General features: G+C 61.9%; 31 protein-coding genes and 1 pseudogene. 9 read left to right on the top strand and 23 right to left on the bottom strand.

Translation table 11 applies throughout. From position 1 onward, the window contains the following. Positions 1 to 40: 40 nt before the first annotated feature. The 4 genes from CGZ66_RS18450 to CGZ66_RS39925 form a co-directional block, all read right to left on the bottom strand. Positions 41 to 490 carry a Ros/MucR family transcriptional regulator gene (locus tag CGZ66_RS18450; protein ID WP_095086277.1) on the bottom strand — a complete coding sequence of 150 codons (450 nt, stop codon included), beginning with the start codon at positions 488 to 490 and terminating at the stop codon, positions 41 to 43. Positions 491 to 651: 161 nt separating this feature from the next. Then, complete coding sequence (locus CGZ66_RS18455; RefSeq protein WP_095086282.1) at positions 652 to 855, bottom strand: hypothetical protein; 204 nt, start codon at positions 853 to 855, stop codon at positions 652 to 654. Next, entirely contained in the window at positions 848 to 1,774 is a 927-nt protein-coding gene (locus CGZ66_RS18460; protein ID WP_095086285.1) for a DMT family transporter, read from the bottom strand. The genes CGZ66_RS18455 and CGZ66_RS18460 overlap by 8 nt, the downstream gene beginning before the upstream one ends. Before the next feature lie 45 nt (positions 1,775 to 1,819). Continuing rightward, the gene (locus CGZ66_RS39925) at positions 1,820 to 2,653 is read right to left on the bottom strand and encodes a hypothetical protein (protein WP_167392160.1); all 834 of its coding nucleotides are present in this window, start codon (positions 2,651 to 2,653) and stop codon (positions 1,820 to 1,822) included. A 110-nt stretch (positions 2,654 to 2,763) separates the two neighbouring features. Between CGZ66_RS39925 and CGZ66_RS18475 the strand changes: the two genes are divergently transcribed. Next, complete coding sequence (locus CGZ66_RS18475) at positions 2,764 to 3,705, top strand: LysR substrate-binding domain-containing protein (protein WP_095086288.1); 942 nt, start codon at positions 2,764 to 2,766, stop codon at positions 3,703 to 3,705. A gap of 24 nt (positions 3,706 to 3,729) precedes the next feature. Here the strand turns inward: CGZ66_RS18475 and CGZ66_RS18480 are convergent, their stop codons facing one another. Further along, on the bottom strand, positions 3,730 to 4,242 hold the full coding sequence (locus CGZ66_RS18480) for a DinB family protein (protein WP_095086291.1): 513 nt from the start codon (positions 4,240 to 4,242) through the stop codon (positions 3,730 to 3,732). Positions 4,243 to 4,302: 60 nt separating this feature from the next. Here CGZ66_RS18480 and CGZ66_RS18485 point away from each other — a divergent pair, with 60 nt between their 5' ends. Continuing rightward, complete coding sequence (locus tag CGZ66_RS18485) at positions 4,303 to 4,992, top strand: glutathione S-transferase family protein (RefSeq protein ID WP_095086294.1); 690 nt, start codon at positions 4,303 to 4,305, stop codon at positions 4,990 to 4,992. A gap of 83 nt (positions 4,993 to 5,075) precedes the next feature. On the opposite strand, the gene CGZ66_RS18490 is transcribed toward CGZ66_RS18485, so the two are convergent. Next, positions 5,076 to 5,342, bottom strand: a complete 267-nt coding sequence (locus CGZ66_RS18490) for a DUF2934 domain-containing protein (protein WP_095086297.1) — start codon at positions 5,340 to 5,342, stop codon at positions 5,076 to 5,078. A 298-nt stretch (positions 5,343 to 5,640) separates the two neighbouring features. Between CGZ66_RS18490 and ndk the strand changes: the two genes are divergently transcribed. Next, positions 5,641 to 6,063 carry a nucleoside-diphosphate kinase gene (ndk, locus tag CGZ66_RS18495; RefSeq protein WP_027048827.1) on the top strand — a complete coding sequence of 141 codons (423 nt, stop codon included), beginning with the start codon at positions 5,641 to 5,643 and terminating at the stop codon, positions 6,061 to 6,063. A 108-nt stretch (positions 6,064 to 6,171) separates the two neighbouring features. Here the strand turns inward: ndk and CGZ66_RS18500 are convergent, their stop codons facing one another. The 6 genes from CGZ66_RS18500 to CGZ66_RS18525 all read right to left on the bottom strand — a co-directional run bounded on the left by CGZ66_RS18500 (position 6,172) and on the right by CGZ66_RS18525 (position 11,303). Beyond that, entirely contained in the window at positions 6,172 to 6,936 is a 765-nt protein-coding gene (locus tag CGZ66_RS18500) for a YbaY family lipoprotein (protein WP_095086756.1), read from the bottom strand. Positions 6,937 to 7,031: 95 nt separating this feature from the next. Beyond that, positions 7,032 to 7,508, bottom strand: a complete 477-nt coding sequence (locus CGZ66_RS18505; RefSeq protein WP_095086300.1) for a molybdenum cofactor biosynthesis protein MoaE — start codon at positions 7,506 to 7,508, stop codon at positions 7,032 to 7,034. Between the two features lie 2 nt (positions 7,509 to 7,510). Next, positions 7,511 to 7,768: a molybdopterin converting factor subunit 1 gene (gene moaD / locus CGZ66_RS18510; RefSeq protein WP_095086303.1), complete on the bottom strand. Its 258-nt coding sequence runs from the start codon at positions 7,766 to 7,768 to the stop codon at positions 7,511 to 7,513. Between the two features lies 1 nt (position 7,769). Next, positions 7,770 to 8,366: a CDP-diacylglycerol--glycerol-3-phosphate 3-phosphatidyltransferase gene (pgsA, locus tag CGZ66_RS18515; protein ID WP_095086306.1), complete on the bottom strand. Its 597-nt coding sequence runs from the start codon at positions 8,364 to 8,366 to the stop codon at positions 7,770 to 7,772. Between the two features lie 100 nt (positions 8,367 to 8,466). After that, entirely contained in the window at positions 8,467 to 10,542 is a 2,076-nt protein-coding gene (gene uvrC, locus CGZ66_RS18520; RefSeq protein ID WP_095086309.1) for an excinuclease ABC subunit UvrC, read from the bottom strand. After that, positions 10,539 to 11,303, bottom strand: coding sequence for an SDR family oxidoreductase (locus tag CGZ66_RS18525; protein ID WP_095086312.1), 765 nt, complete (start codon positions 11,301 to 11,303; stop codon positions 10,539 to 10,541). Before CGZ66_RS18525 ends, uvrC begins: the two co-directional genes overlap by 4 nt. Before the next feature lie 413 nt (positions 11,304 to 11,716). Here CGZ66_RS18525 and CGZ66_RS18530 point away from each other — a divergent pair, with 413 nt between their 5' ends. Continuing rightward, positions 11,717 to 12,376 carry an outer membrane protein gene (locus tag CGZ66_RS18530; RefSeq protein WP_095086315.1) on the top strand — a complete coding sequence of 220 codons (660 nt, stop codon included), beginning with the start codon at positions 11,717 to 11,719 and terminating at the stop codon, positions 12,374 to 12,376. A 114-nt stretch (positions 12,377 to 12,490) separates the two neighbouring features. On the opposite strand, the gene CGZ66_RS18535 is transcribed toward CGZ66_RS18530, so the two are convergent. Together CGZ66_RS18535 and CGZ66_RS18540 are read right to left on the bottom strand one after the other, a co-directional pair. After that, entirely contained in the window at positions 12,491 to 13,087 is a 597-nt protein-coding gene (locus CGZ66_RS18535) for a glutathione S-transferase family protein (RefSeq protein ID WP_095086318.1), read from the bottom strand. 445 nt (positions 13,088 to 13,532) lie between these two features. Next, entirely contained in the window at positions 13,533 to 13,985 is a 453-nt protein-coding gene (locus CGZ66_RS18540; protein WP_095086321.1) for a histone, read from the bottom strand. A 448-nt stretch (positions 13,986 to 14,433) separates the two neighbouring features. On the opposite strand from CGZ66_RS18540, the gene CGZ66_RS41355 reads away from it, so the two are divergent. Next, positions 14,434 to 14,568: a hypothetical protein gene (locus tag CGZ66_RS41355; RefSeq protein ID WP_280952811.1), complete on the top strand. Its 135-nt coding sequence runs from the start codon at positions 14,434 to 14,436 to the stop codon at positions 14,566 to 14,568. Then, a complete protein-coding gene (locus tag CGZ66_RS18550) occupies positions 14,565 to 14,876 on the top strand; it encodes a transcriptional regulator (protein ID WP_095086327.1) in 312 nt (103 codons plus the stop codon). Before CGZ66_RS41355 ends, CGZ66_RS18550 begins: the two co-directional genes overlap by 4 nt. A gap of 110 nt (positions 14,877 to 14,986) precedes the next feature. Here CGZ66_RS18550 and CGZ66_RS18555 read toward each other — a convergent pair whose 3' ends face one another. The 7 genes and pseudogenes from CGZ66_RS18555 to CGZ66_RS18585 all read right to left on the bottom strand — a co-directional run bounded on the left by CGZ66_RS18555 (position 14,987) and on the right by CGZ66_RS18585 (position 20,047). Next, positions 14,987 to 15,601: a LysE family translocator gene (locus tag CGZ66_RS18555; protein WP_095086330.1), complete on the bottom strand. Its 615-nt coding sequence runs from the start codon at positions 15,599 to 15,601 to the stop codon at positions 14,987 to 14,989. A 104-nt stretch (positions 15,602 to 15,705) separates the two neighbouring features. Then, positions 15,706 to 16,539, bottom strand: a complete 834-nt coding sequence (locus CGZ66_RS18560) for an EamA family transporter (protein WP_095086333.1) — start codon at positions 16,537 to 16,539, stop codon at positions 15,706 to 15,708. Further along, positions 16,536 to 17,118 (bottom strand): annotated as a pseudogene (locus tag CGZ66_RS18565) (TetR/AcrR family transcriptional regulator). The gene CGZ66_RS18560 and the pseudogene CGZ66_RS18565 overlap by 4 nt, the downstream one beginning before the upstream one ends. A gap of 136 nt (positions 17,119 to 17,254) precedes the next feature. Then, positions 17,255 to 17,707, bottom strand: coding sequence for a hypothetical protein (locus CGZ66_RS18570; RefSeq protein ID WP_095086336.1), 453 nt, complete (start codon positions 17,705 to 17,707; stop codon positions 17,255 to 17,257). Positions 17,708 to 17,893: 186 nt separating this feature from the next. Further along, positions 17,894 to 18,742, bottom strand: a complete 849-nt coding sequence (locus CGZ66_RS18575; RefSeq protein WP_095086340.1) for a 23S rRNA (adenine(2030)-N(6))-methyltransferase RlmJ — start codon at positions 18,740 to 18,742, stop codon at positions 17,894 to 17,896. Beyond that, a complete protein-coding gene (locus CGZ66_RS18580) occupies positions 18,739 to 19,350 on the bottom strand; it encodes a hypothetical protein (protein ID WP_095086343.1) in 612 nt (203 codons plus the stop codon). Before CGZ66_RS18580 ends, CGZ66_RS18575 begins: the two co-directional genes overlap by 4 nt. A 37-nt stretch (positions 19,351 to 19,387) precedes the next feature. Next, the gene (locus tag CGZ66_RS18585; protein WP_095086346.1) at positions 19,388 to 20,047 is read right to left on the bottom strand and encodes a TetR/AcrR family transcriptional regulator; all 660 of its coding nucleotides are present in this window, start codon (positions 20,045 to 20,047) and stop codon (positions 19,388 to 19,390) included. Positions 20,048 to 20,132: 85 nt separating this feature from the next. Here CGZ66_RS18585 and CGZ66_RS18590 point away from each other — a divergent pair, with 85 nt between their 5' ends. The 3 genes from CGZ66_RS18590 (at position 20,133) to galE (ending at position 23,679) form a co-directional block, all read left to right on the top strand. After that, entirely contained in the window at positions 20,133 to 20,603 is a 471-nt protein-coding gene (locus tag CGZ66_RS18590; protein WP_095086349.1) for a carboxymuconolactone decarboxylase family protein, read from the top strand. Between the two features lie 959 nt (positions 20,604 to 21,562). Further along, positions 21,563 to 22,603, top strand: a complete 1,041-nt coding sequence (locus CGZ66_RS18595; protein ID WP_095086352.1) for a UDP-glucuronic acid decarboxylase family protein — start codon at positions 21,563 to 21,565, stop codon at positions 22,601 to 22,603. Beyond that, positions 22,600 to 23,679 carry a UDP-glucose 4-epimerase GalE gene (gene galE / locus CGZ66_RS18600; RefSeq protein WP_095086355.1) on the top strand — a complete coding sequence of 360 codons (1,080 nt, stop codon included), beginning with the start codon at positions 22,600 to 22,602 and terminating at the stop codon, positions 23,677 to 23,679. The genes CGZ66_RS18595 and galE overlap by 4 nt, the downstream gene beginning before the upstream one ends. Here galE and CGZ66_RS18605 read toward each other — a convergent pair. Together CGZ66_RS18605 and CGZ66_RS18610 are read right to left on the bottom strand one after the other, a co-directional pair. Continuing rightward, positions 23,633 to 24,049, bottom strand: a complete 417-nt coding sequence (locus tag CGZ66_RS18605; protein ID WP_167392161.1) for a hypothetical protein — start codon at positions 24,047 to 24,049, stop codon at positions 23,633 to 23,635. The two genes, galE and CGZ66_RS18605, sit on opposite strands and share 47 nt — an antisense overlap. A gap of 394 nt (positions 24,050 to 24,443) precedes the next feature. After that, positions 24,444 to 24,995: a DUF995 domain-containing protein gene (locus CGZ66_RS18610; RefSeq protein ID WP_095086358.1), complete on the bottom strand. Its 552-nt coding sequence runs from the start codon at positions 24,993 to 24,995 to the stop codon at positions 24,444 to 24,446. Positions 24,996 to 25,062: the final 67 nt, after the last annotated feature.

The raw sequence follows: 25,062 nt of genomic DNA on the forward strand, positions 1-25,062 counted from the left end.
CAAGGCAGCCGATCAGCCTACCCACCCGGCCAGGAAGCGCTCAGGACGTCGCCTTGCGCTTCGTCGCCTTGGCTGCGACAGCCGGCGCTGCTGCCGGCTTGCGGCCAAGTCCTGTCGACTTTGCCAGCGCCGACCGTGTCGCCGAATAGTTTGGCGCAACCATCGGATAGTCCGGCGGCAAGCTCCATTTGGCCCGGTAGTCGTCCGGGCTCAGGCCATAATCGGTCCTGAGGTGTCGCTTGAGCGACTTGAACTTCTTTCCGTCCTCAAGACAGATGATGTAGTCGGGAAACACCGACTTCTTCGGGTTCACGGCCGGAACCAGGCTTGGGCTTTCCGCGACAGGTGCACCAGCCAGCTTGCGCACCGAAGCGCTGACGCTGGCAATCAACTCAGGCAGACCGGAAGCCGGAAGCGGATTGTTGCCTATGTACGCTGAGACAATATCGGCCGTCAGTTCGATAACGGTCTTATCATCGATATTTGACAATTCTATCACCCTATTTCCGACAAAGTCATCCACCCCAGTGAAGACTTGTGTCTTTGTATCTTTTTAACCGCGCCCCCCAACGGACCGCCAAGTCTCAACAAGGAATCAAGACTCGCAAAAATACTTTTCATGGGAAATCGACGTCGCGCAAATTAGAAAATCTAATACTTGGGACTAGCAGACTTAGCAGCATGACCGTCGGCCAATATCTCTAGAATACGCTTCCAACGGGCGCAACGGCTGAAGTCCTTTTGCTCTATAGCCTTTTCGGCCTTCATGGCGGCATAAAGCGGTGCCTCGGCGCCAAATTCCTTGATCAGCCAATGCGCTTCCTGCCTGGCCAGACGTTCGTTTTCGTCAAACATGGTTCTCGGCCTCCGAACGTTCCACGCCGACCGCGACGCAACTGCCGATGACGAGGACGGCTCCGACAATGGCCGTCATCGTCAGCCTTTCGCCCGACAGCGTCAGCAGCAGCGTCGAGGCGATCGGCGTGAGATAGGCGACGACCGCGACCTTGCCGCTGCCTTCGAGCTTCAAGGCGCGTGACCAGAAGTAGTAGCCCAACCCCATCGGACCGGCGCCGAGATAGAGGCCGAGTGCCAGGTCCATGCCGACGGGCCAGGCGAAACCGTCGCGAGCGCACCACAAGAACGTCAAGGCGACACCGATCAGCGACGATGGCAGCAACAGGCGATCCGGCGAGGTGGCGACCCGTCCCACCATGACCGAATAGAAGGCCATGCACAGTGCGGACCCGAATGCGGCGACATAGCCGACGAGATCGCCCTGGAGCCAGGATTGGTTACGCCCTCCCGAAATCACCAGTGCAACGCCGACGAAGCCCACCACCGCGGCGAGGCCCAGCAGCACCGGGCGCCGCGGATTCTGCAGAGCGATGACCGCCGCAGCGACCATCAACGGCCAGGTGTAGGCCATCAGATTGGCCTCGATCACCGGCATCGAAGCGAAAGCGATGTATTGCAGCACCATGGTGCCGACCAGACCGATGAAGCCGACCGCGAGCGAGACGAGCCCTGGCCCAGCCGAGACCGGCGCGGGCCTTTCCCGGCTCATCAACCGGATGGCGGCGAAGACAAGCGCAGCTCCTGTAAATTGCAGGAACTGCACCTGCGACACCGGATGGCTGGCCAGCAGGGATTTGCCGACCAGCGCATTGGTCGACCACAACGCCACCGCGCCGGCAGCAAAGACCAGCGCGGATGCCGAGCCGGATCCATGCCGAAGGAACCGGTGTGGCGCTCTATCTCTGCGTTCGACCATGATCCTGTCCGAAAGCCGGTTCCCACTTTTCGGGATCAAGGCTCATTACCATGATTCCCTGGCTCCGCCCGGAATCGGCGCCTCGGACGACTCCGGAACGGGATGCTCTTGCTCGAACCGGCGATAGGCCGGCAACTGGTTGGTCCAGACGTCTTCGGCCAGCTCGTTGACCCATTCGCGGTCATGGTCGTTGTCGGCGGCGAGATAGAACATGCGGTTGTCGTCGACATAGGGCTTGGCCACCGAGCGTTGGTTGAGCACCAGCGTGACGCGCTCGCCGAAGCGGATCGGCGCGGTGCGATGCAGGACACCGAGAAACTGCCCAAGCGTGGCGTAGTTCATCTTGTGATCGATGCGCATGACGCGGTTGCGCGGAATCTCGCGGCCGGATTCGAGGATGGCGCGGCCGGTTTCGGAGTCGTCGCAGTAGATTTCGAGGTGGCCGCCGACGAGCGGATTGCTGATCGACAGCGGAATGAGCTCGGTGACCGGAACGCCATCGCAATGCCATTCAACGGCGCCGTCCTTGGGATTCATGAAGGTCACCGTCGAGCCGACGATCGACAGCGGATAGGGTTCCAGCTTGGTGCCCATCATGTCGGACAGCCGCTCCAGGCGCAGCTTGTCATGCAGCAACTCCTTGATCTCGGGGATGAAACGGTCGGCGCCGGTGATGAAGGTCAAGTCAAGGTGCTTGTGCACGGCATGGCTGGCCTTGAGCTTCAGAGCAGCTTCCTCAATTGCTGCAAGCAGGGCCGGGTCATAGCCGTGCAGATATTGCGCGACGCCGAAACTCGACACCTTCCAGGCGGTTTCGTGACCGATGATGGCTTCGCGGCTCATCGCATAACGCAGTTCGGGGATGGTATGGGCGTTCATTGTACTTCTCCGAGGCGGGGGCAACACTTGGGAAACAGTCGATTAGATCACCCACCCCTGTAAAATTAGGAATGCTGGTGCTAGTGTAAGCCCAGCTTAAGGTCGAAACCGTGCGTCTGCTCAGTCAGGTCAACCTCAATTCGCTGAAAATCGTGGAGAGTGCTGCGAGGCACGGGAATTTCACGCGCGCCGGCGAAGAACAGTTTATCACCGCTTCGGCGGTCAGCCAGCGCGTCAAAAGCCTTGAGGATCAACTGCGTTTCAAGATTTTCCAGCGCGGCGGCAATGCTGTGTCATTGACGCCGGAGGGCGAGACTTATGTCTCGCGCGTTCGCGAGGCGCTGGAGCGGATCGTCGCCGCCAGCATGGAGGCGACCGGGCAGTCGCAGGAGCATGTGTTGAAGATATCGGTGCTGCCGACCTTTGCGGCACGCTGGCTGTTTCCACGCCTGCCACTGTTCCAGCGGCAGTACCCCGATATTGTGATGCGGGTCTCGACATCCTACGCGACGCATGAATTCACGACTTCCGAGTTCGATCTCGAAATCCGCTATGGCGACGGCCACTTTCACGGGCTGCAGTCAGATTTGCTGTTTCGGGAAGACCTGACGCCGGTGTGCAGCAGGAAGCTCTTCCGCGAAATCCTGGGCGACAAGCCTCCGTCGAAGGTGCGGCCTGAAGATCTACGTCACTTCACGCTGCTGCATTCCGACACCTGCACCCAGAACTGGCAATCGTGGCTCGACTTCGCCGGCGCCGGCTTCGTGCTCCGGGAGACCAAAAGCATCTACTTCGATTCCTGCATGATGTCCTACGAGGCGGCTAGCGCCGGACTGGGATTCGCCGTGGCCAATCGTGCCTATATGGCCAGCGATATCCGGGCCGAAAGGCTGGTGGCTCCATTCAAGGTGCACCAGCCGAATACGGCGGGGTGGTATTTCGTCTGCCCCGACAAGGCGCTACACGCTCGCAAGGTATCGCTGTTCAAGCAGTGGATCGCAGCCGAAGCCGCACTGACGCAGAACCAGTTGGACAGCGAGACCGCCGGCTGAACTTCGATCAGCCCCCAACCGGGATCATGCGAAAGCCCTGCCCTCCTCGGTGCGCTGGAAGAGCATCAGGTCCAGACCCAGGCTTGGCCGTCCCAGGATGGTCAGGATCGTGTGCGCCTGGCCGCGGTGATGTGTCTGGTGGTTGAAGACATGATCCAGTGCCGGGGCCAGCCTTTGCGAGACCGTGCGCATGTCCGAGACAGTCATATAGGTGAAGCGGCCCGTCAACGCCTTGTCGCTGAGGCCGCCGACCCAATCGATGATCCTCCTGTCCTCGGCTTCACGCGCCATCCGCAGGCCGGGCAAGCCCCGGTGCAGGACGGCATCCAGCGTCGTCGGCGCGTCGCCCTCGCCGGTGAAGCGCTTCATCCAGATGCGGTCGGCTGTCAGCAGGTGGTTGAGCGTCCCCATCATCGAGCCGAAAAAAGCGCCGACATTGCGGTTGAATTCCTCTTCGTCGAGTTCGGCCGCGGCATCATAGATGCGGTTGTTGGCCCATTGATTATAGGCCGCAAACATCATGAAATGCTGTCTCATGGCTTCCCCTCGGCTCGCATCGATGCGGGGCCTACCTAACCCGCGACGGGCCCAACGCCAATGACCATTCTGCTCTATGACCTCGTCGGACGCGACGCTGGCCGTCCGTTCAGCCCGCATTGCTGGAAGGTGGCGATGGCGCTTGCGCACAAGGGGCTCGACATTTCGACCGCACCGACGCGCTTTCTCGAGGTGCCCGCTGTCGAGGACGGCGTTTCGAAAACCGTTCCGGTGATCCGCGACGGCGAGACGGTCGTCGCCGATTCCTTCGCCATCGCGCACTATCTCGACGAAGCCTGTCCGGATCGGCCGACGCTGTTTGGCGGCGAAGGCGGCAAGGCGATGGCGCGCTTCATCGAACGCTGGTCGCAGCTGACCATCCATCCCTATGTCACCACCGCGGCGATCATCGACCTCCACGCCATGCAGGACGAGGAGAACGCCGCTTATTTCCGCCAGAGCCGCGAGCAACGCCTTGGCAGGAAGCTGGAGGATATCGTCACCGCGCGCGACGCCGGGCTGGCAACATTCCGCACCGGATTGGAGCCGCTGCGCTCAATGCTCGGCTACCAGCCCTATATTGGCGGCGCGTCGCCGCTGTTCGCCGACTACATCATTTTCGGCGCCCTGCAATGGGCGCGCATAGCCTCGCCCTACCAGCTGCTCGACGACAGCGACGTGGTGGCGCAATGGTTCGCCCGCTGCCTCGACCTGCACGGCGGGCTGGCACGAAAGGTGGCGGCGGCGTGACGCCGTCGCGCCTGACCTGGCGCTGGGCAGCCACGCAGGCAGTCAATCCCTTGCGGGGAAGGCCAGCTGCGAGATAGCCAAGCCTACTTGGCTGCCGCTTTTTTTGGCGTGCTGGTCTTTGTGGCAGGCTTCGCCACCTTGGGGGCGGCTTTTGCCTTGGGAGCGGCTTTTGCCTTGCCGGCGCCAGCTGCCTTTTTGGCTGCCGACTTCCCCCCGGCATCCTCCTGGTCGATGTCGGCTACCGCCTGGTGCCAATGGCGATCATGCTGCCCGGCCGGTTGTCCCTCTTCCAGCCAGATCTGATGCGCGCGGTTGCGAATGCGTTCCTGACGATCGTCTGCCATGATCATGTTGTCTCCCTTCGGGCCGACTTCAGCGCGGCGCCGACACGCAACTATAGCAAGCAAAGCATCGCATTGCAGCCATCCGATCTCGCCGGCCGGTCCGCCTCATCGGCGCCGGCCTGACACAGAAGCGCACAGCTGCTCCGGCCCTTCGCATCGCTGCGGGCGATCATTGCTCGGAATTGGCTTTCTGTCCGCTTCGCGGACCATCCCTCGCCCCTTTGGCCTCACCCCTTGGCAATGGGCCGGGCGGCTTGTATAGAGCCCGCCACTCTCAATTCCATTCTCATCACAAGGACGACCCATGGCGCTCGAACGCACCTTTTCCATGATCAAGCCGGACGCTACCCGGCGCAACCTCACCGGCGCCATCACCAGGATGCTGGAAGAGGCCGGCTTGCGCGTCATCGCCTCGCGCCGGGTCTGGATGAGCCGTCGTGAGGCGGAAGGCTTTTATGCCGTCCACAAGGACCGTCCGTTCTTCGGCGAGCTGGTGGAGTTCATGTCGTCGGCACCGACCATCGTGCAGGTGCTGGAAGGCGAGAACGCCATTGCCAGGAACCGCGAAGTGATGGGCGCCACCAACCCGGCCAATGCCGCCGAAGGCACCATCCGCAAGGTGCATGCGCTGTCGATCGGCGAGAACTCGGTGCACGGCTCCGATGCGCCGGAGACGGCAGCAGAAGAGATCAAGTACTGGTTCTCGGACACCGAGATCGTCGGCTGACACGACAGTCCAGACCTTGGACCCTGTAAAAAGGCCGGCGTCTCGCCGGCCTTTTTCATTGGTGCAACGATCGGCTCTCGCCGCGCCGGGGTGACGCCGGACCGGGCATCAGCTTGCGGCGCTGAAGCGCAGGATCTCACGGCCATCCTTGTCCGATATGACGAGCTTGCCGTCGCCGACGCTGTATGACGCCGCCTTGGTCAATGCATCGAACAGCGCCTTTTCCTCAGCCATCACCTCGGGCGCGCAGGCCTTGTAGGTCGAGCCGATGTCGCTGATCGCGATCGCCTGGCCTTCGACCTTGGCGGTGGCGAAATAGGTGTTGCAGGGACCGCTGCCGCCCGCCTTACCAGCCTCGCTGATCCTGAACGTGGCTTGCGGCGCGGCGATGGCGCCAATGCCGTCGACATAGTCGACCAGCCAGATCTGACCAATGACAGAAGCCGTCTGCTCGGCGCTCGGCGTGACCATCTTCAGCATGATGGTCTGCGGCACGTCGGTCAGCGGATCGACCTGATGGCGCATATCGGAGATGAACAGGAGCTTGCCGTCGACGGTAATGCGGGCTTGCAAGGCGTAGGTCATCTGCGACCGGATGACGGAGGGATCGAATTTGATCTCGAAGCTGATCGGCACCTGGCCGGCCGGCTTCATGTTCTGCTCGCCGATGATCGTGGCCGGCGCGTCGGCCAGCGAGACATCGGCAAGCTGCACGGAGAGCACGGCACTGGGCGGCAAGGCTATGCGCTCGCGATAGATCACCTCGCCCCGCACGGCATTTTCGGCGGCAGCAGACAGTTCCGGCACGGCCAATATGCCGACGACCAGAGGCACGAAACCGAAGACGAAGAACTCCGCGATCCTGTCCAGCATGACCATCTCCCTCGCCTGGGCTGCCAATGCCCAAGCTGACCAACCGCGGTCAATTGGCCAAAGGATTGCGGTCAATGCATGGCTGCGACAGGATTTTATTCGGACGGTTTCCAGCGCTGTGCGGCCTTGGTGTCGGCTTCCTTGGCGTCGACCCAGCCGCCCTCGGAGCCGTCAGCGCGATGCTCCTTCTTCCAGAACGGCGCGCGCGATTTCAGGTAGTCCATGAGAAAGTTCGCCGCCTCGAACGCCGCCTGGCGATGCGCCGATGCCGCCACCACCAGCACGATGTTGTCGCCGGGCGCGATCTTGCCGTGGCGGTGGATGGCCGTGAGGCCTTGCAGCGGCCAGCGCTGGACCGCTTCAACGGCGATGCGGCTGATCTCGGCTTCCGCCATGCCGGGATAATGCTCGAGTTCGAGTGCTGCGAGCGCGCCCTGCTCGTCGCGGCAAAGGCCGGAGAAGGTCACCACGGCGCCGATATCGGCGCGGCCTTGCGTCAACCTGGCGATCTCTGCAGCGACGTCGAAATCTTCGCGCTGGATCCGCACCGTCGGCACCACGGCGGCCGACATGGTCAGCCCCCGGTCATCGGCGGGAACAGCGCAATCTCGCGAGCCCCTGATATCTTCTCGCGGTGCTCGACATGTTCCTGATTGATGGCGACGCGGATCACGTCGGGATATTGCAGCGCGTGCTCGTAGCCCTCGCCACGCGATTTCAGCCAGCGCAGGAGGTCGGCGACCGTCTCGATGCCGGCAGGCAAGTCGACGTCTTCCTCGGGCAGGCCGATCCGCTCGCGCACCCAGGCAAAATAGATGAGCCGGGTCGTCATCTCACTCGTCCATGATGTGCTTGAGGCCGGCGCGGAAATAGTCGTAGCCGGTGTAGAGCGTGACCAGCGCCGCGATCCACAACAGCACCAGGCCGGTCTGGGTGGTCAGCGGGAAGATCTTGTCGCCGGCCGGCCCAGCCAGCAGGAAGGCGATGGCGACCATCTGGATCGCGGTCTTCCATTTTGCCAGTTGCGTCACCGGCACCGAGACCTTGAGCGCCGCCAGATATTCGCGCAGGCCCGAGACGAGGATTTCGCGGCACAGAATGATGATCGCCGCCCACAGCGACCAGCCGGCGATGCCGGCATGGCGATCGGTATCAGCCGCCAGCAGCAGCAGGCAGGTGGCGACCAGCAGTTTGTCGGCGATCGGGTCGAGCATCTTGCCGATGTTGGAGGTCTGCTGCCAGGCGCGCGCCAGATAGCCGTCCAGGTAATCCGTGACGCTTGCGAGCAGGAAGATAATCAGCGCCGACCAGCGGGCGAACTCGCTCGACTTCAGATGTCCCTCGAGAAAAAAGCACAGCACCACCAGCGGCACCGCGACGATGCGGGCGTAGGTGAGCATGTTGGGCAGGTTGAACGCGCGCTTGGCCATATCTTTGGGGAACTCTTTCTGGGTGCCTACTCAAATCAGAAGCCAATGTAGGGGGTCAACAGGCCAAAATCGATTGGCCAACCGAAAACGACCGAATCCCTTAGCTCTCATGAAAATGGTTGTAGACCAGTTTCGCCACCTGTTCGGAAATGCCGTCGACTTTCCTTAGATCCTCGATGGCGGCACGGCTGACCGCCTTCGCGGTGCCGAAATGCATGAGCAGGGCGCGCTTGCGGCCGGGGCCGATGCCGCTGATCTCGTCGAGCGGGCTCTTGACCATCTCCTTCTTGCGGCGCGCACGGTGCGAACCGATGGCGAAACGGTGGACCTCGTCGCGCAGCCGCTGGACAAAGTAGAGGACGGGATCGCGAACCGGGAGCGAAAACGAGTCCTTGCCCCTGACGAAGAAGCGCTCGCGGCCGGCATCGCGGTCCTGACCCTTGGCGATGCCGATGGCCACGACGCGGTCCTCGATGCCGAGATCCGAGAGGATCTTGCGCACCGCCGTCATCTGACCCTGGCCGCCGTCGATCAGGATGACGTCGGGCCAGGCCGGGAAGCTGCCGGAGATGTCGTCCTCGATATCATCGGCCGCCTCGCCTGCTGGGGCATCGTCGGCCACGACGACATCGCCATGCTCCTTGAGCAGCCGCGAGAAACGCCGCTCCATCACCTCGCGCATCATGCCGAAATCGTCGCCCGGCGTGATCTCGGTCGAGCGGATGTTGAACTTTCGATACTGGTTCTTGACGAAGCCTTCCGGCCCGGCGACGACCATGGCGCCGACGGCATTGGTGCCCATGATGTGCGAGTTGTCGTAGACCTCGATGCGCACCGGAGGCTTGGGCAAGCCGAAGGTCTCGGCAAAACCGGCGAGCAGCCGGCCTTGCGTCGAGGTTTCGGCCAGCCTGCGGCCGAGCGCCTCGCGGGCGTTCTGCAGGGCGTTGTCGGTCAGGTCCTTCTTCTCGCCGCGCTGCGGCACCGAGATCACGACCTTGCGGCCGGCGCGAGTGGAGAGCGCCTCGGCCAGCAGGTCCTGGTCCTCGACGGGACGCGACAGAAGAATGGTGCGCGGCGTCGGCTTGTCATCATAGAATTGCGCCAGGAACGAGCCCAGCACTTCCGATCCCTCCAGCGCCGGGTCGGCCTTGGGGAAATAGGCGCGGTTGCCCCAGTTTTGGCCGGTGCGGAAGAAGAACACCTGGATGCAGACCTGGCCGCCTTCCTGATGGATGGCGAAGACATCGGCTTCGTCGACGGTCGCCGGGTTGATGCCTTGGTGGCTCTGCACATGCGACAGCGCCGCCAGCCGGTCGCGATAGATGGCGGCGCGCTCGAAATCGAGGTCTTCCGAGGCCTGCTGCATGGCGGCCGAGATTTCCATCTTCACCTTCTGGCTGCGGCCAGACAAGAAGTCCTTCGCCTCACCGACCAACTCGGCATAGCCTTCGTGCGAAACCTCTCCGGTGCAGGGGCCGGCGCAACGCTTGATCTGGTAGAGCAGGCACGGCCGCGTCCGGTTCTCGTAGAAGGAGTTGGTGCAACTGCGCAGCAGGAAGGCGCGCTGCAGCGAATTGATGGTGCGGCCGACCGCGCCGGCGGAGGCGAAAGGGCCGAAATAGTCACCTTTGCGCGATCGCGCGCCGCGATGCTTGTAGATGCCGGGCGAAACGTGATCGCCGGTCAGGAGGATATAGGGAAACGACTTGTCGTCGCGCATCAGCACATTGAATCGCGGCCGCAAGCGCTTGATAAGATTGGCTTCGAGCAGCAGCGCTTCGATCTCGGTGCGGGTGACGACGAACTCCATCGTCGACGTCTCGCGAACCATGCGGCCGATGCGGCTGGTGTGGAACCTGCCCTGTGCGTAGTTGGTGACGCGCTTCTTCAGGCTGCGGGCCTTGCCGACATAAAGCACATCGCCGGCGGCGTTCATCATGCGGTAGACGCCAGGCGCGTTGGGTAGCCGCTTGACCAGCGTCTGGATCACCCCGGCGCCGACCATGCCTTCGGCGTCGCCGGCATGCGGCGTCCAGTCGATGGCGGTGAAGGCTATGTCGGGCCCGGCGGGTTCGACGATCTCCTCCACCGCCTCGTCCTCAAGGTCGAGTTCGACTTCGGGAGGCATGTCATCGGCGCCACTGCGTGGCTTGCTTTTCTGATCTACGGGACTCATTCCGCCATGCCTGTCACATCGGGCGTCTGCCATGCAAGATGCTGGCCGCCATCGAGCGCGATCATCTGGCCGGTGACAGAGCGCGCTTCCCAGAGATAGCGGATGGTGGCCCCGAATTCCGGCAATTCCGGGCCGCGCTTGAGAATCAGACCCTCGACCTGCGCGGCAAAATCGCTGTCGTCCTGGCTGGCGTTCTTCAGGGTCGGCCCCGGGCCGATGGCATTGACGCGGATACGGGGACCGAGCGCTTGCGCCATCATCTGCGTGGCCGTCCACAGCGTCGACTTGGATAGCGCATAAGAGAAATAGCGCGGCGTCGGCCGCCAGACGCGCTGATCGATGATGTTGACGATCAGGCCCTCTTGTCCCTGCGGCAACGCCCGGGCGAAGGTCTGCGCCAGCAGCGCCGGCGTCTTCACATGCACGGCAAAGTGCCGGTCCCAGGCCCGCCAGTCGAAGTCCAGAACCGAATCGTCCTCGAACAGCGACGCATTGTTGACCAGCAGGGACAGCGGCCCGAGCGCTGCTTCCGCCTGGCCTACGAGGTCACCGGCGGCGTTCATGTCGGTCAAGTCGGCGGCGACCACGGCGGCGCGGCCACCGCTCCGGTTGATCAGCCCGGCCATTGCATCCGCTTCGTCGCGCGACCGATTGCAGTGGATGGCGACGGCAAAACCATGGGCGGCGAGATCCTCGACGATCGCCCTGCCGATCCGTTTCGCCCCGCCCGTCACCAGCGCCGTGGCAGTGGCTATGCTCATAGGGTGTCAATCCTCAATTTCGGCCCAAAAACACGATGCCGGCGAAATATGGCCTGGCAGGCGTTAAATGACGTTCGCACCTTGGGCAGCATTGTGGCGAACCCACCGATTGGGTACTCCGACTCGTCCTGGACCAGGAGCCGTCCGACCGCAATATAGGACGCTGGACTCCTTGCACCAAGCGGTGTGCAGTGCAGTATGACGCTGCTCCTGCCATTTCGCTGTTGCGAAGATGCAACGTCAAGTTTCAGCCTCATTCGCGCCGGGGAATGACCCAAGTTCAGGTTCGCTTCAGCCGCATTTTGACACGACATTTGGAACCGACGAACGCCAGATCCGTTTCACCCCCCGGACGGGTCGATGGCGATCGTGAGAAACAAGCCTGTGTCCTGTGGCTTAAGGAGTAAAGAACAATGCAAGCCAATCTCAAATTCGCACGGCCGCTGGCCGTGGCGCTCGGGCTCTTCGCCCTCAGCGGAACTGCCTATGCCGCCGACGTCGTCCAGGAAGAGCCGCCGGCACCCGCCCCGGTTGCTGAATTGCCTGTGGCGTCCTGGGCCGGCCCCTATGCCGGTATCAATCTCGGTTATGGCTTCAGCGGTCGTACCAAGGAAAGGGATTTCGGCGTTGAAACCGACACCAAGGGTTTCGTCGGCAGTGCCTTCGGCGGCTACCAGTGGCAGCAGGAGAACTTCGTCTACGGTGCTGAAGCCGAACTCGGCTACAATGGCGTCAAGGGCGACGATAACGGCATCGACTCCAAGGCCGGCTTCGAAGGCTCGCTGCGTGCCCGTCTTGGCTATGCCGTGACCCCGGAAATCCTGCTCTACGGCACCGGCGGTCTCGCCGGCAGAAACCTGAAGGTGGAAGATACTGTCCTCGGCACCAGCGACAGCGCCACCATGCTCGGCTGGACCGCCGGTCTTGGCACCGACATCAAGCTGACCGACAATGTCTTCGGCCGCGTCGAGTATCGCTACACCGACTTCGGCAGCAAGGACTTCGGTGGTGGCATCGGCAATGTCAAGGCCACCGACAACCGCGTCACTTTCGGCGTCGGTATGAAGTTCTAAGTCGTTCAAGCCACGACACGAAAAAGCCGGGCCTCGCGCCCGGCTTTTTTTGTGTCCAATGGGTCACTTTGGCGATCCCCAGTGATCAATCGATCACCTTGGGCAATCAATCGATCACCCGGGAATGCAGCCTTTCAGCTCCGGAAATTTCTCATCGAAGCGCGCTGCCCAGCGCGTCAGCCGGGCGCGGCCCTTTTCCCACTTTCCGGCAAAGCGCAGGTCGAGATAGCCAAGGCAGGCGCGCAACGCGATCTGCCCGGCGGTGATCTTCTTCGGCAGCTTTGGCGGGTTGGCGTTGAGCAGATCGAGTGCTGCCGTGATCTTCGCCCACTGCCGGTCGAGCCAGGGCTGATAGACCATTTCTTCAGGCCGCGTGCGTCGTTCATAGACCATCGACAGCGCGCAGTCGCAAATGCCGTCTGCCAACGCCTCCAGTACCTCCGCCTCGAGACGCTTGTCGGGGTTGCGCGGAAACAGTGCGTTCTTCGAAACACGGTTGAGGTGCTGGGTAATGGCGCGGCTGTCATGGATCGAGCGACCGTCGTCGAGCACCAACACCGGAATCTTGCCGAGCGGGTTGGCCTCGATCAGCACCGCCGGTTTGTCCTCGGTCTTGACCGGCACCGCATCGATGGCGATGCCGGCATAGGCCGCGGCCATACGCACCTTGGAGCTGTAGGGAGAGGTGGAAGCGTAGAGCAGTCTGGGCATGATCGGGTTCCTGTTTGCCGGCCGGCACTTTTGACCGGGAGCGGCTGCCCGGCAATGGCCAGGCAACAAAAAACCAACTGCCAGAAAACCGGTGATGGTTTCCTGCCATGACCATCGTGACCTGGCTACAGACGGATACGCGATCCACATCGAGCAAGAAGACTACAGCAGAGCGGAACATCCGATCTGCTTTTGATCCTCCGCAACCCCGGCTTCGCGGCGGGGCATTCGTTTCATGGCCAGGTATGAAAGAAGACCAAACCGCGCGAGCAAGCGAGGCAGCCTGTCCGGCGCCTCGCTTTGCTGCCCTGGCCCCCTTCGCCGACCGTCTTGCGCACCTCCCGAAAACCAGTTGCGGTTTCCGGAATGATCATGCGTCGATCGCAAGTGTCAAAGCGTTCTCTGCGCATCCAGCAGGACACACAGCGCTCCAACTAGACCTGGTCTACTTCTTGGCCGGCGCCTTCGCCTTTGCCGGCGCTGCCTTGGCCTTGGGGGCCGCGGCTTTCTTCACGGCGGGCTTTGTCGCTGCCGCTGCCGCTTTCTTGGCCGGTGCTGCCTTGGCGGCGGGCTTGGCCGCGGCCTTCGCGGGCGCTGCCTTCTTGGCTACGGGTTTCGCCGCCGGCTTGGCCGCCGGCTTCTTGGCCGGTGCTGCCTTGGCGGCCGGCTTTGCCGCGGCCTTCGCCGGCGCTGCCTTTTTCACTGCCGGTTTGGCTACGGCCTTGGCCGCTGCCGGCTTCTTGGCCGGTGCTGCTTTTGCCTTTGCCGGTGCTGCCTTCGGCTTGGCCGCGGGTGCTGCTTTCTTCACTGCTGCCGCGACCTTCGCCGTTGCTGCTTTCACAGGTGCTTTCTTTGCCGGTGTCTTGGATGCCGGCGCCTTAGACGACTGCTTCGCCATGTCATGCCCCTTGCGTTACGCCGACGGCCGTGAATGACCTCGACGGGCAATGCATATCTGACTCGCGGCTCCCTAGCCAGCGAAGCAATAGACTGAATTTCGCAGCTTAAATTTTGGTTACCGATGGCTCACGATCATGCTGATCATCACAAAAATCCGCTGCTGATCTTCAATCATTGCCAGCAGTTCACCGCCGACATTCTGCGCACCCCGCTAGACCGATCGCGCCGCGAAGCTCTGAAGGTCAGCGAGCGGCTTTGTGCATAGATCCTCGGCCGCGAACATCAACACCTGCTGCTTGTTTGGAGTGATCATCTCGTGCCGGCGGACGATCTACACAGATCACGAGAGCAATGCGATGACCGATCGCAGCATCACCTTGTCAAGCATGATCCCGCCACCCTTGCAAATGATTTGACAGATGACTCTGGCGCGCAGAGTATTCTGCATGAGACGAAAGATTGCTTCGATGTCGATCACACAAGAGCAGGTGGCGCGATCCGGAATCGTCGAGACGGCGCGCCATGGAAGTGGCCGCGTCGACGACAGTGTCTGGCTTGGCCGCACCGGAGCCGCTCGATGAGCGCCGACGAAATCATCCACCAGAGCACGCGACTCAGGATCATGGCCACCCTGAACACGCTGGAAAGGCGCGAGATGCTGGAGTTCACCCGGCTGAAGGCCATCGTTGGCGCCACCGACGGCAATCTTGGCGCGCATCTCGATACGCTGGCCAGGGCCGGTTATGTCGATATCGAAAAGCTGTTCGTCGGCCGCCGGCCGCAGACGCGCGTCAAGGCAACGACGAGCGGGCGGCGCGCGTTCCGCGGTCACGTCACTTTCCTGCGCAAGATCATCGACCAGGCCGAGGCGACGCAGCGCAGAAAATAGCGGCGCTATTTCGCGACCTCTCTGTATCTCTTGTTTTGACGCAATTCCCTGAGGGAAAGCGCTACGCGCTTTTCCCGGGAAAACCGTTTCACACTTTTCCTGGAATTGCCCTAACGCGTGGCGACCACGGCGAAGCCGGCGCCGATCATCACACCGCCCGCCGCACAGTTGACCCGGCGCACGATCTTGGGCGTGCGCAGCAGGCTGCGGGCGCGGCCCGCCAGGAGGACATGACCGCCGATCACCACGACCTCGACAGCCAGGATCACCATCGTCAACACACCGAGATGACCAGCGTCGAGCGACGTGCCAACCACGTTCGGCAGCAGTGCCACGTAGAACAGCGGCATTTTCGGATTGCCGAGGTTCAGCGCGATACCCGTCGCGAAGATCGCCAGCAGCCCGCGCCGTCCAGAGATGGGTTGCAGGTCCGGCACCACGGACACGGCGGTCCACAAGCTGATGCCCATCCAGATCAGATAGATCGCTCCGCCATAACGAAGCACCGTCATGGCGATCGCCATCTTGGCGGCGATGAAAGACAGGCCGAAGACGGCGAGGATCAGGAAGATGAGGATGCCGACCACAGTGCCTGCGCCATAGGCAATACCCGACGCGGCACCGTTGGAGATCGTTCGGGCGACGATCGTCATGTTGTCCGGACCGGGACTGGCCGCGAACACGAAGAAGGCAGCCGTGAAGGCAAGGATGGTGGCAAGGTCCATGAGGACTCCCGAAAGTGATCTGTTGCTCTCGGGCGTTCAGGCTAGCCGATTTTGCCTGTCGGCAACATCAGGAATTATCGGGTTCCGCACGACGCGCATTTTGGTCATTGATAGCCGAGGCAGATGGCGCCGAGGGCGACAATGGCGCAGGCGCCGACCCGCCGCGGCGTCAGCATCTCGCCGAGGAACAGGCGTCCGATGAAGGCGGCGAAGACGACGCTGGTTTCGCGGATCGCGGTGATGGGAGCGGCCGGCCCGAGCGCGAAGGCCGCGACCACGACACCATAGGCCAAAAGCGCGAACAGGCCGCCCGCCAGCGCCTTCCAGGTTTCCGGCGCCCGCAGGTCGACAATGAGCCGGCCACGGCAGGCAAGGAACGTCACCGGCAGCAATGCGCCATAGATCACGAGAACCCAGGCGGTGTAGGCGCCGGCATTTCCCGCCGCGCGGACGCCGATCGCATCGACCGTCGCATAGGCGGCGATGATCCCTCCCGTTGCCAGTGCGTAGAGTATCGATGTCGTGGCGGCCCTGCCTCTGCCGAGCGAAAGGCCCATGATGCCGCCGGCGACCAGCGCGACGCCGACGGTCTGCGGCTGGGTGAGCTGCTGGTTGGCCAGGAAGAACCCGCCGAGCGCGACAAGCAGCGGCACGCTGCCGCGAATGATTGGATAGACCTGTCCCAGTTCGCCATATCGGTAGGCGGCCACCAGGAACACGCTGTAGCCGACCTGAAGGCAGGCCGAGAGCACGACAAAGGGCCATGCCGGCGCGGCCGGAAGGGTGAGGAAGATGGCGAAGGGGATGGCGAGCGCCGTACCGGAGAAACTCATGACGGTGACGGTCCACAACCTGTCGCCCCCGGTTCGCAGGAAGGCGTTCCAGGTCGCGTGCAAGATCGCGGCAAACAGCGCGAGCCCGATGACCAGCGGGCTCATCGCGGCCTGCGCGAAGCGGCGATGATGTCCAGGGCCGTCTTGCGGGCGGCGCGAATGGCAGTGTCCGCCTGCCCCATCTGCGCCAGCAGCGTCGCACCTTCGATCAGCATCAGCAGGACCGCAGCCACGCTTTCGGCGCGACCGCGCGGCATCTCTTCTTCGAGGATTGACTGCATGCGCTTCTTGAGGCCGTTCTTCTGCCTGGCGACAGCCTTGAACACCGGATGTTCCGGATCGCCGAACTCGGCCAGCGCATGCGCGAACAGGCAGCCATGGAAATCCGGGCTGCGGAACCATCGATCGTGCCAGTCGAAGATCTTTGCAATTTTCTTCCCGGGCGTCGGGACCTCCTCGGCGAGGCGGTCGAGTTGGCGATCAAAACGCCTGGCGCGATAGTCGAGCACCTCGACGATCAGTTCGTCCTTGCTGGGAAAGTGACGGTACATCGTCATCTTGGCCACATCGGCCTCGGCGATGGATCCGGTCGATGCCGGTGGCATGGAAACCGGCGCGCTTGAACAGCCCGTAGGCCGTTTCGACGACGTGCTGGCGTTTGTCGAAAGCAGGCGACGATGTCATGGCGCTTTCCAAGTGGTGAGACAGGTCTGTCTCACTGCTATCCGACGGTTCGCCTCATGTCAACACAGCACAAAAAGAGCGCCTGCAGCGGGTAGAGCCGCAGGCGCGAAAAGGAATCGGAACGGAGATCCGCGCTCTAGCGCAGGATGCGGCAGCGGCCGTTGTAGACCATCCAGCGGTCGAAGCCCGAGACGCAGAATTCGACATTGTCGCCGATCGAGGCGAAGCCCTGGCCTTCCTCGATCAGGTACCAGATGGTGCGATCGCGACCGTCGGACAGGCTGACGGTGGCGCCGCAATAGCGGCGGCCGATCGGCCAGGTCTCGTTGGCCGCCAGATACAGATGCTGGTGGATGCGCCGGAAATCGGTGATCTGCACGTTGGGCAGATGCGGCACGTGATGCACCTGATGGGAAAAGCGGCTGGTGATCTTGTTCAACACCCAGGCCTCGCCACAGACGCCGCCATCGTCGTCGGAATAGGCGCCAAGGTCAGCCGCCTGCACGGCCTGGGTAAGGCCGAGAGGCACGGCAAGCGGAGTGCAGAGCGAAATCAGGGCAGCAAGTGCGGATTTGGCGAAGCGAGTCATGGCAGCCTCTCAAGGTCGATTGCGCGCACTCTGCGGATTCGCTTGGCGGCGGTCAAGCGGTTGCGGAAACAATGGTTTCCCAGTTCGGAACGGCGTTGGCCAAAGCCGAACCCCGCATGGAAACCGGAACGGCTCCGGCACGTGGAGACCCGGACGGAAAAGAGAGCTCGAGCCCCCCGCGCCTCTCTACTCCCCGGCCAGCCATTCCAGCGACCAGTGCGCCGGCCTTTCCACGGCGAGCACCCTGTGCAAAGCCGGCAGCAGTGTCCGCAATTCGCCCTCCAGCGTGAAAGGCGGGTTGACCACCAGCAGGCCGCTGCCGTCGAGACTGGGTTGCGAAGAGGCGGGCCTGATCTCGAATTCTATGTCGAGCAGCTTCGGGATGCCGGATTGCTTCAGCGCCTTGCGGAAAGCGATGATCGCCTTGCGGTCCTTGATCGGATACCACAGCGCATAGATGCCGCCAGGCCAGCGCTTGTGCGCCCTTATGAGCCCGTCGACGAGGCGCTCGAACTCACCAGCTTCCTCGAATGGCGGATCGATGAGCACCAGGCCGCGCTTTTCCTTCGGCGGCAGATGCGCGCCGAGCGCCAGCCAGCCATCGAGCTCGATGACACGGGTCTGGAAATCGCCGGCAAAGAGGGTTCTCAGCTTCGCGACATCCTTGGGATGCAGCTCGATCGCCGACAGCCGGTCCTGCTTGCGCAGGAGATGGCGCGCAATCATCGGTGAGCCCGGATATTTCTGGATGCCGCCCTCGGGATTGAGCGACCGCACGGTCTCCAGATAGGGCGCGAGCAGTGCCGTCACCGGCGCGGCGAACGAGGCATCGATCAGCCGGCCGATGCCGCCCTGCCACTCGCCGGTCTTTTGCGCTTCGACCGAGGACAGATCGTAGCGGCCGATGCCGGCGTGGGTGTCGATGACGCGAAACGCCTTGTCCTTCTGCTTCAGATAGTCGAGCAATCGCGTCAGCACGACATGCTTGACGACATCGGCGAAATTTCCGGCGTGATAGGCGTGGCGGTAGTTCACTTGGAGCCCCTGCCCCAGCGCGGCGGTGGCGGCTGCGAATTCGGATTTTCCGGCCGGCCGCCACGACGGCGCAGGGAGAACAAAAACCCGATTAGGCCGACCGCCATTAGCGCGTAGCCGACCGGCCGCGCGCGGCCGTCGATCTCGCCGGCACCGGAGCGCAGGATCAGGTCGACCGCGCGCATCGGAATGTCATCGGCATCACCCGGGCCGACGGTGAAGAGGTACGGACCCGGGCTGACGCTCGCGATCACGCCGGCCTCATCGCGAAAAATCTTGTCGGGCAGCTGCGGGCTGGCTTGGCGTGGGTTGTCCGAATGGTTGAACTGCAGCGTCGAGGCAAGCACCGTTCGGCCATTGGTGGCCGATGTCAGCGTCAACACCGTGCGCTGCTGCGAGACGATGCGCTCGGCCCTCGCGGTCAGATCCACCAGCACCCGCACCGGTGCGTCGCGGCTGCTGAGGGGCACCGTCAGCGGCTTGAAGCGGCCCTGCTCGTAGACACGCCATGTGCCGATCACGTGGCCGGAGAAATTGCTCATCGCCCAGGGATAGATGAAACCGGTGCCGATGCCGGCGAGCAAGATCAGGACAAACAGAAAGCGCATTCAGACAGCCACCTTGTAATTGTACCTTGCCGGACAACTAGCTCGCATTGGTGCTGTCGCGCAGGCGTTCCATTTCATCCAGCAGCATCTCAAGGCCGAGCTCGAATGTCTTGTCGAAACCGGCCCTACCAAAATAGGCCCCGGCTGTCATTACGCTGGGAAAATCCCGCGCCAGCTGCTCGTCGCTGACCGTGGTCACCGCCGAAGGACCCTTGGCGTAACCCGCGGTCTCGTCGAGGATCGCGCCCATAAGGTAGTAGCTCGCGGCGCGGAACAGTCTTGCGCTCAGTTCCGGACCGAAGCCGCCCGCTTCGAACAGGCCGATGACACTATCCAGCTTCGCAAGACATGGCGGCGAATTCATGCGGTAGACGACAACGAATGGGGCGAAGGCCGGATGCTCGGTCGCGACGCGACGGTATTCCTGCATGCCGATGCGGATCCGTTCGCGCCAGGGCACGCCGGCGTCGGGGATAACTATCGCGCTGATCTGCCGATCGACCAGCGCCTCGTAGAGATGCGCCTGCGAGGGGAAGTGATGGTAGATGCTCATCGCCTCGCAGCCGAGCGCGGCTGCCAGCTTGCGCATCGAAAAGCCGGCAAGCCCCTCACGCTCGATCACCTGGAAGGCCGCGTCCTCGATCATCTCGCGAGACAGCCGACCGCGCACTCTCTTTTTCTTGATCGATGAGTCCATGGCGTCGCTTGACAACTTACACTGTAAGGTTCATTTTCGACATTACCTTACACAGTAAGGCTAACAAAGACCAGAGGAGAAAACCATGTCGAACCCTCGCATTTCCAAATCCGTGCAGTCGTCCATCCGCCGTGCGTTCCTGCTCACCGCCGCAGCCTGCATCCTGTCGCTCGGCGCGGCTCCGGCCCATTCCGATGAATACGATGCAACCATCAAGGACATCCAGTCGACCATGGGCGGTGTGCCCAGCTTTGTGAAGCAGTTCCCCAAAGCCGGCCTGCCTGGGGCCTGGGCCGAGGTCAAGGCCATCCAACTCAGCGACAAGACAGCGCTGCCACCAAAGGTCAAGTCGCTGATCTCTCTGGCGGTGGCGGCGCAGATACCTTGCAACTACTGCATCTGGTCGGACACCCAGGACGCCAAGCGCGCCGGCGCCACCGACGAAGAGATCCAGGAAGCCGTGACAATGGCTGCGCTGACCCGCCACTGGAGCACCATCTTCAACGGAATGCAGGTCGATTTCGACACGTTCAAGAAAGAAATGGGCGGGGAGTAGCATATCCCGACCCTCAAAACGGCCAGCGATTCCGGACCGATCCGAGATAGCGTGGTCGCCTTTGTTCGTCGCTTATTCCTGATTGTGATGGCCTGCGGATGCGGCCATCACCGTCCCTTCGCACAGTCGCACCCGGCTGCCGTTCCGCCCACTGCCCGATCGAGGGAACCGTGGAAGACGACACTCTACCTATGCGCTCAAAAGCCGTGAGAGCCAACTTCACCGACGGTCAGCGATTTTTTTATCGCTTTTCGGCTTTTTGTATAATTTCTGCAATATCAGGCTGTGACGCGTCAGCTTTTTATCAAGCTGCATTGATGAAATATGGACATCAGAATCTTTATATTTGTAGCCCGAGCGGTTTTGGGCAACAATCCCATTGCACGCAGAAGGTCTGACGATCGCTCCAGATCGCTTAAGTCTATTTTCAGTTGTATGTTTCCTGGACTATACGCTGAATTGGACCATGGGTGCCGATCCCGGCATTTCCTCGCGGTCAGGGCTTCGACATCGCCTGGAAACAGCTTGCCAGGCCTGTCGACAAATTTTTCGGTAGCCAACCAATACATTGATTCACAACGAGGATCCGCTTCCGGAACAGCGCAGGTCCGACCGGCTCATGATTAACCATTCGCGAACAGACACGGTTAAGATTTCGCTAATTTAGTTGACTAGGATTTCCACAGGTATATTTTCAATGCGTTGGGATGTGCAATTTGGGCGAGCAATCGACGATGATGACACTGGGCGTGTGATCGCGATTTCGGGGCGCAGAGAAATGCTGAACAGCAGCATACAGATCGTGTAGCAGCACAAGCTCCGCGAGCCCAAGAACATTAGCGCACATCAATGATGGCGGTTCCGCAGATGCGGAGGTTTGCCACGTTCTGAAGGACGTGGCCGGGCAATGCTTTTGTCCCGGCCCGGGCGGTAGCGTGCGCGGTGCGTGAGAGGAAAGCATGAGTAAGCTCATCAAGGTTCTGAAACTGGAGTCCGGGAGCGGTCAAAGGGGCGCCAACCAAAACCGAAGCCGCGCCCTGGTCGCCGGAGGTGCGGGATTTTTGGGATCGCATCTGTGTGAACGTCTTTTGCGGGACGGATATGACGTTGTCGCGCTGGACAATTTCCACACCGGCAAGAGATATAATCTCAATGCCCTTCTGCGTAATCCGAGGTTCACATCCATCGAGCACGACATCGTCAATGCGCTGCCTTTGGGTCTACAGTTCGATGAGATCTACAATCTCGCCTGCCCAGCCTCTCCGCCGCATTACCAGGAAGACCCGATCCATACCTTCAAGACGAGCGTGCTTGGTTCGCTGAACCTTCTGGAACTGGCGCGACAGAACAACGCCAAGATATTCCAGGCCTCGACGTCCGAAGTCTATGGCGACCCTTTCGTTCACCCACAGCCCGAGAGCTATTTCGGCAACGTCAATACGCATGGACCGCGGTCCTGCTATGACGAGGGCAAGCGCTCGGCCGAAACCCTGTTCTTCGACTATTCGAGAACATATGGCCTCGATATCCGCGTCGCCCGCATTTTCAACACCTATGGCCGCCGCATGCAGCCCGATGACGGGCGCGTGGTTTCGAACTTCATCGTCCAGGCGCTGCGCGGCCAAGACCTGACCGTCTATGGCAGCGGCATGCAGACGCGTTCCTTCTGCTATGCCGACGACCTGATCGAGGGCTTCGTCCGGCTGATGAATGCGCCGAGTGCGCCCGCGCATCCGGTCAACCTCGGCAATCCCGGCGAATTCACCATCATGGAACTGGCGACGCTGGTCATCAGCTATACCAACTCCCGATCGAGGATCGTGCATCGGCCGCTGCCGGTCGACGATCCCAGACAGCGCAAGCCGGACATTTCCTTTGCCAGGGCCAATCTCGGTTGGGAGCCGAAAATCAGCCTGAGCCAGGGGCTCGCGCAGACCGTCGACTATTTTGACACCCTGCTCTACGGAAGCAAACTGGTCAAAGGAGCCGCGGCGTCATGACTCGCCGGGCAATCCTGGTGACGGGTGGGGCCGGGTTCATCGGCAGCCACACCTGCAAACAGTTGGCCGGCGCCGGCTATTTGCCGGTGGTTTTCGACAATCTGAGCCGCGGCAACGAGAAATCCGTCGCCTGGGGCCCGCTTGTCGTCGGCGATATCCGGGACCGGGATGCGTTGCAGCGGGCGATGAAGACGTACCGGCCGACAGCGGTCATCCACTTTGCGGCGCTGGCCTATGTCGGCGAGTCCGTTCACGAGCCGGCTGATTACTATTCGACCAATGTGACGGGCACCATCACCGTGCTCGATGCGGCGCGCGCGAACGCCATCGACAACATCATCTTCTCCAGCAGCTGCGCAACCTACGGCGTGCCGGAAGCATTGCCCGTTCGCGAGACGTCCTCGCAAAATCCGATCAGCCCTTACGGGCGCACCAAGCTGATGGGCGAACAGATCATCGGCGACTATGCGTCCGCATACGGAATGAAATTTGCCATCCTGCGCTATTTCAACGCTTGCGGCGCCGACCCGGACGGCGAGCTTGGTGAGTGGCATTCGCCCGAGACGCACCTGATCCCCAGAGTGCTCATGGCCGCATCAGGCATCATCGACGAGATCGAGGTTTTCGGCACGGACTACGACACGTCGGACGGTACGTGCGTACGGGACTATATCCACGTCAGCGATCTGGCTCGCGCCCATTTGAAAGCTCTCATGCATCTCGAGGGCGGCGGACAAAGCCTGGCGGTCAACCTCGGCACAGGGCGGGGCGTGTCCATCAAGGAGATTGTCCAGGCGGTCAGCCGAGTGACGGCAAGACCGGTTCCGGCCGTCTTAAGGGCCCGGCGCACGGGAGACCCGGCGGAGCTCTACGCCGATCCGGGAAGCGCACGCGAACGTCTCGGCTTTGTGCCGGAGCTTTCCGACATCGACACGATCGTCAGGACGGCTGCCCCATTCTTTGGCCTGAAGGCGAAACCGACGAGACTGCCGCCAGTCAAGACGGCAGCGCCTGTCGCCGCTCGATGGCTCAGGAATAGCGGGGGCGGCAGCTCGCGCGCTGGCCAAATCCGCTAGGGCTGCAGATATAAGGCGAATTCCCCAGGAACGTGCCGCCATTGCCCGGATTGTAAGAGGCCTTCACCGGCGCCGGCGTGCGCACCTTGATCCGCGGCGGCGATGCAAAAGCGTAGGCTCTTTCAATGGTCCGCACCGCGCTCGTCATATAGACAAGTGGCTCGCTTCTGGACGAATGAGCGATGAACATGGCGCTGACCGGCTGGACCGCGGGTTTGCTGCCAAGCGAGTGGACCACAGGCTTGACCGAGTTGGTCTTGGTTGCATCGACGCTCTGGCAACCCGAAACCATCGCGATCGCCACCGCAGCCACAATCATAAATGCACTGTTCTTGCCCGAGCGAAACGCGCCCATTGCGGAATTTTTCATTAGGTGTCCCCTGCCAAGGGCGCGTTGCGACATACTTTGCTTTCGTCGCTTTCACGCCGCGTAAGCGACTGCTCGCTACCACAAACGCAGGAACATTAGACTTCACTTATTAAAATTCATGAAAACCGAATGGTGAGCTTACCGTCTGGTCGTTCCGTCGGATTTTATTAAAATGCGATCAATCGGCAGTCGGCCCGCCAACGGCACTGGCCGAACGGCTTGAAGCTCCACGATAAGCGATTCGGCAACGCCTTGACAGGCACCGACAGGAGCATCCCTGCTCTCGACACAGAGACGGATCTGGATTGCTTTCTCGAGCTGTCAGGATGGGTGCCGGCGCGGGGTTGCGAAAATCACCGGGTGTGTCATGGCTCGTGCCAGGTGGCAGTTCCGCTCAACCGCCGCTTTTGACCGGCGCTGGCTTCTGATCAGGGCTGATCATCTGACGCATCTTGTCGAAAGTCGCAGCGGTCGTGTCGCCGGATTTGAACTTGTCGTACTCCTGTCCGGGCTGCGCCGGCGACGCCTGGAAAACATACCAGGAACCGCTGGGATCCTTCATCTGGTATATCGTGCCGCCCAATCGGTGATGGCTGAAGCAGGTTCGCCCCTGCGAGCTACCAGCAAGCGTCTTCCATTTTGCATCCATGCATAATTTGCCATTCTTGGTGATCAACCACCTGCCCTGGCCGATCGTCGCATTCGCGCCGCCGGTCCAGGCGCGAAGTTGGCGCCCATCCTTGGCAAAATAGGCAGCACCGTTTTCCCAGATCCATGTGCGGTCGGCATAGAGGGGAAAAAGATCCGCCGGGGTGAGCGGCTCAGCCGCAGCGACCGCCGACAAATCAACCTCTTCGGCTGTCGCGGCGTTTGGGCCGCTGACCAACAGTGGCTGCGCAACAATCATCGTCAACAGAAAGCGGCGGATCGACAGGATACCAACCACAGAAGTGATCCTCCAAATGACAACGGCTGAGGGTGAGACAGGGCGTGCCAGCGTACCATCTGTCGCT

It is taken from the genome of Mesorhizobium sophorae, assembly GCF_002270415.1.
In the GTDB taxonomy this organism is placed as follows: Bacteria; Pseudomonadota; Alphaproteobacteria; order Rhizobiales; family Rhizobiaceae; genus Mesorhizobium; species Mesorhizobium sophorae.

Coding starts and splice junctions, on each gene's coding strand:
- CGZ66_RS18580 (WP_095086343.1), bottom strand. CDS start 19,350: ATGCGCTTTCTGTTTGTCCTGATCTTGCTCGCCGGCATCGGCACCGGT.
- CGZ66_RS18505 (WP_095086300.1), bottom strand. CDS start 7,508: ATGTCGGCCGCCGTGGTGCCGACGGTGCGGATCCAGCGCGAAGATTTC.
- CGZ66_RS18530 (WP_095086315.1), top strand. CDS start 11,717: ATGCAAGCCAATCTCAAATTCGCACGGCCGCTGGCCGTGGCGCTCGGG.
- CGZ66_RS18585 (WP_095086346.1), bottom strand. CDS start 20,047: ATGGACTCATCGATCAAGAAAAAGAGAGTGCGCGGTCGGCTGTCTCGC.
- CGZ66_RS18480 (WP_095086291.1), bottom strand. CDS start 4,242: ATGAGACAGCATTTCATGATGTTTGCGGCCTATAATCAATGGGCCAAC.
- CGZ66_RS18490 (WP_095086297.1), bottom strand. CDS start 5,342: ATGATCATGGCAGACGATCGTCAGGAACGCATTCGCAACCGCGCGCAT.
- CGZ66_RS18525 (WP_095086312.1), bottom strand. CDS start 11,303: ATGAGCATAGCCACTGCCACGGCGCTGGTGACGGGCGGGGCGAAACGG.
- CGZ66_RS18540 (WP_095086321.1), bottom strand. CDS start 13,985: ATGGCGAAGCAGTCGTCTAAGGCGCCGGCATCCAAGACACCGGCAAAG.
- CGZ66_RS18485 (WP_095086294.1), top strand. CDS start 4,303: ATGACCATTCTGCTCTATGACCTCGTCGGACGCGACGCTGGCCGTCCG.
- CGZ66_RS18590 (WP_095086349.1), top strand. CDS start 20,133: ATGTCGAACCCTCGCATTTCCAAATCCGTGCAGTCGTCCATCCGCCGT.
- moaD (WP_095086303.1), bottom strand. CDS start 7,768: ATGACGACCCGGCTCATCTATTTTGCCTGGGTGCGCGAGCGGATCGGC.
- CGZ66_RS18550 (WP_095086327.1), top strand. CDS start 14,565: ATGAGCGCCGACGAAATCATCCACCAGAGCACGCGACTCAGGATCATG.
- uvrC (WP_095086309.1), bottom strand. CDS start 10,542: ATGAGTCCCGTAGATCAGAAAAGCAAGCCACGCAGTGGCGCCGATGAC.
- CGZ66_RS41355 (WP_280952811.1), top strand. CDS start 14,434: ATGAGACGAAAGATTGCTTCGATGTCGATCACACAAGAGCAGGTGGCG.
- galE (WP_095086355.1), top strand. CDS start 22,600: ATGACTCGCCGGGCAATCCTGGTGACGGGTGGGGCCGGGTTCATCGGC.
- CGZ66_RS18595 (WP_095086352.1), top strand. CDS start 21,563: ATGAGTAAGCTCATCAAGGTTCTGAAACTGGAGTCCGGGAGCGGTCAA.
- CGZ66_RS39925 (WP_167392160.1), bottom strand. CDS start 2,653: ATGAACGCCCATACCATCCCCGAACTGCGTTATGCGATGAGCCGCGAA.
- ndk (WP_027048827.1), top strand. CDS start 5,641: ATGGCGCTCGAACGCACCTTTTCCATGATCAAGCCGGACGCTACCCGG.
- CGZ66_RS18605 (WP_167392161.1), bottom strand. CDS start 24,049: ATGAAAAATTCCGCAATGGGCGCGTTTCGCTCGGGCAAGAACAGTGCA.
- CGZ66_RS18500 (WP_095086756.1), bottom strand. CDS start 6,936: ATGCTGGACAGGATCGCGGAGTTCTTCGTCTTCGGTTTCGTGCCTCTG.
- CGZ66_RS18570 (WP_095086336.1), bottom strand. CDS start 17,707: ATGACTCGCTTCGCCAAATCCGCACTTGCTGCCCTGATTTCGCTCTGC.
- CGZ66_RS18535 (WP_095086318.1), bottom strand. CDS start 13,087: ATGCCCAGACTGCTCTACGCTTCCACCTCTCCCTACAGCTCCAAGGTG.
- pgsA (WP_095086306.1), bottom strand. CDS start 8,366: ATGGCCAAGCGCGCGTTCAACCTGCCCAACATGCTCACCTACGCCCGC.
- CGZ66_RS18560 (WP_095086333.1), bottom strand. CDS start 16,539: ATGAGCCCGCTGGTCATCGGGCTCGCGCTGTTTGCCGCGATCTTGCAC.
- CGZ66_RS18460 (WP_095086285.1), bottom strand. CDS start 1,774: ATGGTCGAACGCAGAGATAGAGCGCCACACCGGTTCCTTCGGCATGGA.
- CGZ66_RS18555 (WP_095086330.1), bottom strand. CDS start 15,601: ATGGACCTTGCCACCATCCTTGCCTTCACGGCTGCCTTCTTCGTGTTC.
- CGZ66_RS18455 (WP_095086282.1), bottom strand. CDS start 855: ATGTTTGACGAAAACGAACGTCTGGCCAGGCAGGAAGCGCATTGGCTG.